The sequence below is a fragment of the Nitrospira sp. BLG_2 genome (assembly GCF_049222245.1).
In genome coordinates, this window is sequence record NZ_JBLYIG010000224.1 from 1 (window position 1) to 6,040 (window position 6,040).

The 6,040-nt window shown below is 55.2% G+C and carries 7 protein-coding genes; all 7 read left to right on the forward strand.

Going from position 1 to position 6,040, the window contains the following annotated elements; all coding sequences use genetic code 11:
- Positions 1–346 precede the first annotated feature (346 nt).
- On the forward strand, positions 347–1,324 hold the full coding sequence (locus ACOSYY_RS06255) for a DUF697 domain-containing protein (RefSeq protein ID WP_421661405.1): 978 nt from the start codon (positions 347–349) through the stop codon (positions 1,322–1,324).
- Between the two features lie 209 nt (positions 1,325–1,533).
- Entirely contained in the window at positions 1,534–1,830 is a 297-nt protein-coding gene (locus ACOSYY_RS06260; protein ID WP_421661406.1) for a type II toxin-antitoxin system Phd/YefM family antitoxin, read from the forward strand.
- On the forward strand, positions 1,827–2,114 hold the full coding sequence (locus tag ACOSYY_RS06265) for a type II toxin-antitoxin system RelE family toxin (protein WP_421661407.1): 288 nt from the start codon (positions 1,827–1,829) through the stop codon (positions 2,112–2,114). Before ACOSYY_RS06260 ends, ACOSYY_RS06265 begins: the two co-directional genes overlap by 4 nt.
- 457 nt (positions 2,115–2,571) lie before the next feature.
- Complete coding sequence (locus ACOSYY_RS06270) at positions 2,572–2,733, forward strand: hypothetical protein (protein WP_421661409.1); 162 nt, start codon at positions 2,572–2,574, stop codon at positions 2,731–2,733.
- 16 nt (positions 2,734–2,749) lie between these two features.
- The gene (locus ACOSYY_RS06275; RefSeq protein ID WP_421661410.1) at positions 2,750–3,916 is read left to right on the forward strand and encodes a trans-sulfuration enzyme family protein; all 1,167 of its coding nucleotides are present in this window, start codon (positions 2,750–2,752) and stop codon (positions 3,914–3,916) included.
- A gap of 200 nt (positions 3,917–4,116) precedes the next feature.
- A complete protein-coding gene (locus ACOSYY_RS06280; RefSeq protein WP_421661411.1) occupies positions 4,117–4,764 on the forward strand; it encodes a S24 family peptidase in 648 nt (215 codons plus the stop codon).
- Positions 4,765–5,140: 376 nt separating this feature from the next.
- A partial coding sequence (locus tag ACOSYY_RS06285) for a hypothetical protein (protein ID WP_421661412.1) occupies positions 5,141–6,040 on the forward strand: 900 nt, incomplete at its 3' end.

A 6,040-nucleotide genomic window follows, 5' to 3' on the forward strand; every position in this document is an offset into this window, starting at 1 on the left:
ACTTGAAAGTACCGCGATGTATCTGAGGGTGCAAGCACTTCGTTGTACCGGACTATGGCTGGCGCATGCACATAGATCACGCAGTCGTTCGATGGGTACGAGGACATGTGTTCGGGCTGGAATTCCTGCACCTACGACCGGTTCAGCGTGAACGACTGCGTCGGCTAGTCGAAAAGCTCCGAGCGCAGTAATCCTACCAATTCCCGACCACCCTCGTATCGATAGCCGGCCTTGAATGGAATACCTGCATTCGGTAGGATGACACACTGAAGAGAGTCGTCAATCTCGGCGCGATCTCGCGTCGGCCAATCGAATCGATCGAGGCAGACCGAGAGGGCCACCATACATGTTCGATCCAGCAAACCAGGCCCTCCGCGCCGGTCCTCGATGGAAACCACCATTCTGGGCGCTGGTCGGACTCGGCACCCTTCTTTTCTTAGGCCTTGTCGTCCTTGCCAATGTGCTGGATATCGGCGAGCGCCTCAGCCGCCTCCATCCTGCTCTGGAATTCGCGTTCTACATGCTTGTCCTCTGCGCCATCTATGGCCTGCTGATCAGGCCAGTGCTGTCTGTCATCAGCATGACCACGCACCCGCTTCAGCGCGTGCTCCTCACCGATAGCAGCGTCACCAAGAAGGAATATAAGGCTGTAGCCAAGCGCTTCCTGCAGGGCGGCGGTCTGTCGGCTGAGGTCACGACAAGGTTAACAGAGTCGCTGTGGTCCGGTGTTGGGTTAGAGCAGGAGGTGAAAGCTGCGCTCGATGAGAAACGTGCGCGCTCCAGCCAGATCGTAAAAGACCATGCGCGGTTGGCGTTCCTCAGCACGGCCGTCATCCAAAACGGCAGCTTAGATGCACTGATGCTGGCCTATGCCAACCTCAAACTTGTGCGCGCGCTCGTCATCCACTTCGGCTTTCGGCCGTCGTTTCCCGCGCTGTTGACGATGTATGGACAAATCCTGGCCGCGGCATTGATCGCGGAACGGGTCGAAGACATGCAACTGGAGGATGTGTTTCCTCCCTTGAGCGCGTCGGTCGGAGGTGGCGTCATGTCCGCCATCCCCGGCATGCACCTCCTCATTCATGCGCTGTTGCAAGGGATGGGTAGCGCGTTCTTGACGTTACGGACCGGCTACCTCACCGAAGAATACATTCTCCGCGGGGCGCAAGCCTTTGATCGCCGACGGGAACGCAAATCGGCCAATCGCCGCGCGGCGAAAGATTTACTCGGCGTCGTCCTGGCCACCGCGGCTCAACTTCCTGCCTCCATGCGCACACTTCTGAAAGCCGCCAACCTCTTCCGTGAACCGGTCCATCAATCGTAACGGATAAAGACCCCGAGCACTCATATCCGAAAAGTAGCACGACCTCGGTTGAGCTTCCTTAAGTGGCCTAGCATGGTAGCGGGCACAGGTGTATCTGGGATGCTGCTAGGTTTACTCATGAGAAGCCCGCAAGTCGGTTCATTGACGCACCTGAGCGGTCGCTGTAATATAAAGACCACAATTCTGGTCACATATATTAGAGGTCTCCTATGGCAAAAATCTTGCCGCTGTCCGAAGTGAAAACCCGCCTCCCTGAGCTCGTGGCAGGAGTTCAAGAGCGTGAAGAGGAAGTCATCGTCACGAAGAACGGCCGCCCGGCTGCTATTTTGATGAATATCGATGAATATACCCGCCTTAAAGAGACGTTGGATGTCCTAAGCGATTCTGGACTCATGAGCCAGATCGCCGAAAGCCGGGCCTTTTACACAGCGAAACGCAAAGGACTCTCGTTTGAAGACGTGTTCGGCGAGCCTCTCGCGCCCATCAAGAAGCGTCGCACGGCGTGATCTCCTTTCGGCCGGACATCCCTCCGCATGTGGCGGACGTGATTCGCTCGCTCCATCCCGACCTCAAGCAACTCATTAAATCAGCTATTCGCTCCATTGCCACCAATCCCGCATGTGGAGAGCCACTGAAGCGGGAATTGGACGGGCTGGGAAAGTATCGTGTTCGGCGTTTTCGCATCGTCTATGCCGTTCATGAAAAAACACGCATCATTCGCCTGATGGCGGTAGGTCATCGCCGCTCTGTGTATGAGGAGCTGATCGAGCGGCTCCGCCCCAAAACCTAAGAATTACCATTTCGTCAGTTGACTCTTTACCTTCACCGATCACTCCCTCTGGGTTACGCTCGTCCGGGAAGCCTATCCTTAATTACGCTGGCATCGACTCGTGTGCTTGTTCTATCAACTGGCTGATCAGATCGTCATTCCAAATGCGATCTAGGCACTGGATCAGCTCGCGTAAGACCCAGCTCGTCTTCCAATACACCACGCTCAAGGTCGCCTTCTGCACCGACGGTACGTGGAGTCATCCGATTTTCAAGGGGACCCCAACATTGGCACGTCACCGATGAGACGAATGTCTTCACATTCTTCGACCTTACGAGGATGGTGACCGGATCAACCTGTTCGGATTCAGCAGAGGGCCTACACTGCCCACAGCATCGAAGGAATATTGCCACTAGGTGTTTTGCGAGGTGTGTTGAAGGGATGAGACTTATAAGAATGCGCAGTGGAAGATTCGATCATGGAGAAAGAAAACGGTGTGGCCATACAACTCGGCGTGACGCCGCGCTACTTGGATCCTCGGTGCCACGAGAGGCTTTATGAGATCGACATGGGAGTCAATGAGCTACGGGATCGACCGGACGCTGACCCAGCGCTGACGAAAATGGAAGAGCACATATAGAGTAGAGGAGCCGTTCATGCACGGATTTACCACGAGACAACTGCACGCCGACGGGAAGACGAAACCCATGAACGCCCATGCGATGCCGATTTTTCTCACGTCAACGTTTGCGTTCGATTCTCCCGAAACAGGTGCCGATCTGTTTTTGGGACGTCGAGCCGGGCACGTCTACAGCCGAATGGGAAATCCGACGGTCGAAACCGTCGAGCAGGTGGTCGCTGATTTGGAAAACGGAGAGGCAGCGGTGGCCTTTGGGTCTGGGATGGCGGCCATTCAGGCCAGCTTGTTGAGTGTTGTGAAAGCGGGCGATCATGTGATTTGCGGGGAAGCGCTGTATAGTCCCAGCCTCCATTTGATCACACAACGTTTGGCCGATCTGGGAATCGCGTCGTCAGTCGTCAATACATCCGACGTGCAGGCCGTCGAAGACGCCATCCGAGACGACACGAGGATTATTTTTTACGAAACTCCCGCCAATCCCACATGCAAGATCTCCGATATCCGAGCCCTCGCCGAACTGGCCAGGTCTAAAGAGATTTTGACGCTCGTGGACAACACCTTTTCCAGCCCGTATTTTCAGCGGCCGTTGGATCTCGGCGCGGATATTTCCCTCCATAGTGCGACGAAATATCTGAACGGACACGGCGACGTGATCGGAGGGATCGTCGTGGCTCGCTCTGAACTGGCCGCCAAGATTCGTACGTATCGCCGCGACACCGGCGGCATTCTGAGCCCGTTCGAGGCCTATTTGCTTTTGCGGGGCATCAGGACTCTTTCATTGCGCATGCAACGGCATCACGACAACGCGATGAAGCTCTTCGAATTTCTGGCCGGTCTTCCAAAAGTCAGCAAGATATACTATCCCGGCGATCCCACGTTCCCCGGCCACCCCGTGGCGATCCGACAAATGACCGGCTTCGGCGGTTGCTTCAGTTTCGAGCTGGCCGACGGACTTGAGGCGGCCAAGCGGCTGTTGAAGAGACTGAGGCTCTGCACGTTGGCGGTGTCTTTGGGCACAGTCGATACGTTGATCGAGCATCCGGCATCGATGACCCATGTCGCGACACCGGCAGACATCATGGAGCGACAGGGAATCACAAGCGGGCTCGTGAGAATCTCGGTCGGTTGCGAGGATATTGAGGATGTGATCGCCGACCTGGAAAATGCGCTGAAAACGGATTGAGCTCCTGCAGGAGTACTGCCCCGATCGCTGGTCGCAGTGACGCCACGCCTGGCTCCCTTCTTGAGAAAGCAAGAGAGTCGTGGTATTGGAGAAAGATCAAACGACATCCCGGGAGGACGGCGCCACGGGATTTCACCCAACGAGTTTGTTGATTCTGTATCGAATGCTCCGGCCGAATCATTGGAGCGAGAGTCTTTACTTTGAATCTTAAAGGCCTCATCCACAGAGAATTAGGCGAAGGCTTGACGGAAAAGGAATTGGCTTCGCTGGTCGGAGTTCCTATCAGAACGATCACGAATATTCTTGCCAATAAAACTCAAGACGACCCCCAGGTCTGGGAGAAGTTCGCGAAGTATTTTCGGATGGACGCGGACTTCTTGCGCACCGGCATATCGCCGCGCGCGCGAACGACGGTCGAGCTGCCGGTCAATGCTCATCAGTCCACGGCTGGTCGAATCCAACAATTTCCGCTGCTGCGCTGGGACCAAATGCATCAGATTGCAACAAGAGAAATCCTTCCCGAGGTGCTCCATGCCGAGGCGATGATCGAGGCGACCGACGTGTCGGGGACGCGCACGTTCGCCGTGAAAGTCCAAGACGATTCGATGGAGCCCTTGTTCAGCAAGGAGGAAATGATTTTTGTCAATCCGGATCTCGAGTGGAAACACGACGACTATGTGATTGCCCGCCATCGGGATGGAGACTCGGAAGCCATGCTCCTTCGCCAAGTGAAACGCATCGGTGCTCAATGCATACTCCACCCATTGAACCGGAAGTATGCCGACATCCCCGTGACGAGCCAGGACGCCGTGTGGGGGAAGGTCGTCCGGCTCAGAAAGAATCTCTGAATGTACGCGGGGCCAGGAGGAAGGCCGCTCGTCGTCCTATCGGTGTGGTGACTCCAAAAGGAATTCCCGCTCAAGAAACGATCAGCTGCTCGATCACAACATGCTCTTACCGGGATTGGATCGGAGCCGATTTCCTTGTGTGTATCGGCGTCAACCCCGCAAATAGTCAACCGGTAATCCTGAAATACCTCTACTAATGGCAACGTATCGATTCAGTGTGGGCTCGCTTCTGGACAGTGTCCGAGACACCTTTAATGAGGCGTTGACTGTCCTGCCATTATGGTGTTTCACCCTAAAAACGAACTCTGATCTCCCCAGAAGGGCTTGGCCGGCTTGCTCTATCCTCGCGGTTTTCATTCTTGGCCTGCTTAGCGTCATGGACTCATGGGGAGCGCCATACGAATTACCGGAAGAACGACCGGCCGAGCAAGTACTGGGACCGGATCTTATCGCAGGCCCGGAGTACCGCGTCGAGGATCCGATTCTTCACGATGGGTACACGAATGTATATTCCGTGTCGTCTCCGTACGGTCCATTTTTCGTTCGAGGCGACACGATGTTTGTTCGCCTGCGCCGGGAGCTACATGCCATCGCCGATTTGCAAAAACGCAACCTCGCCGGACTGACGACCGAGGCCGCGGTTAATGAATGGATCACTCCTCTCAAAGCTCTTGGACGCCTTGCTTCGAAGCCCGTGCAGACTCTTGCCGGAATTCCATTGGGAATCTCACGGCTGATCGAAACGTCCAAGGACAGTCTTTCGTATGAGGCGGGGCCCTATGAAGACAACAGCGTTGAATCGTTTGCCCAAGTATCCGCGTATAAGCGCCGTATTGCCGCTCATTACCATGTGGATCCATACTCGACGAATCCAATCCTCCAGCATCAATTGGATCGCGCCGCGTGGGCGCATGTGGTCGGATATGCCACCACCTTTGCCTTGATGTTGGTTCCCGTACCAAACCCAGTGCCTTTGATGTTGACTTCGCTCACAACCGTACAAATGCTGAATCAAGTTCTTGAGGAACAGGGGCCGTCGGATCTGTACAGTCTCAGCGAAAAGAAGTTGAAGGCCATGCAGATCAATGAAGGATTGAGCGATCAGTTTCTGGCTCATCCGTCGTACAGTCCCCGGCATAGAATGATTATTGTTTTCGCTCTCGAAGGGCTCGCGAAGGCTTCACACCGAGAGCGCTTTATCGGCGCGGCCTTGAATGCCCTATCGGAGGAAGAAGCCTTATTCTACCAGCAAGAAGTCGAACTCCTGCTGGCCTAC

Excerpts from the sequence above, each read along its gene's own strand:
- ACOSYY_RS06255 (WP_421661405.1), top strand. The coding sequence starts at position 347 with ATGTTCGATCCAGCAAACCAGGCCCTCCGCGCCGGTCCTCGATGGAAA.
- ACOSYY_RS06260 (WP_421661406.1), top strand. The coding sequence starts at position 1,534 with ATGGCAAAAATCTTGCCGCTGTCCGAAGTGAAAACCCGCCTCCCTGAG.
- ACOSYY_RS06270 (WP_421661409.1), top strand. The coding sequence starts at position 2,572 with ATGGAGAAAGAAAACGGTGTGGCCATACAACTCGGCGTGACGCCGCGC.
- ACOSYY_RS06275 (WP_421661410.1), top strand. The coding sequence starts at position 2,750 with ATGCACGGATTTACCACGAGACAACTGCACGCCGACGGGAAGACGAAA.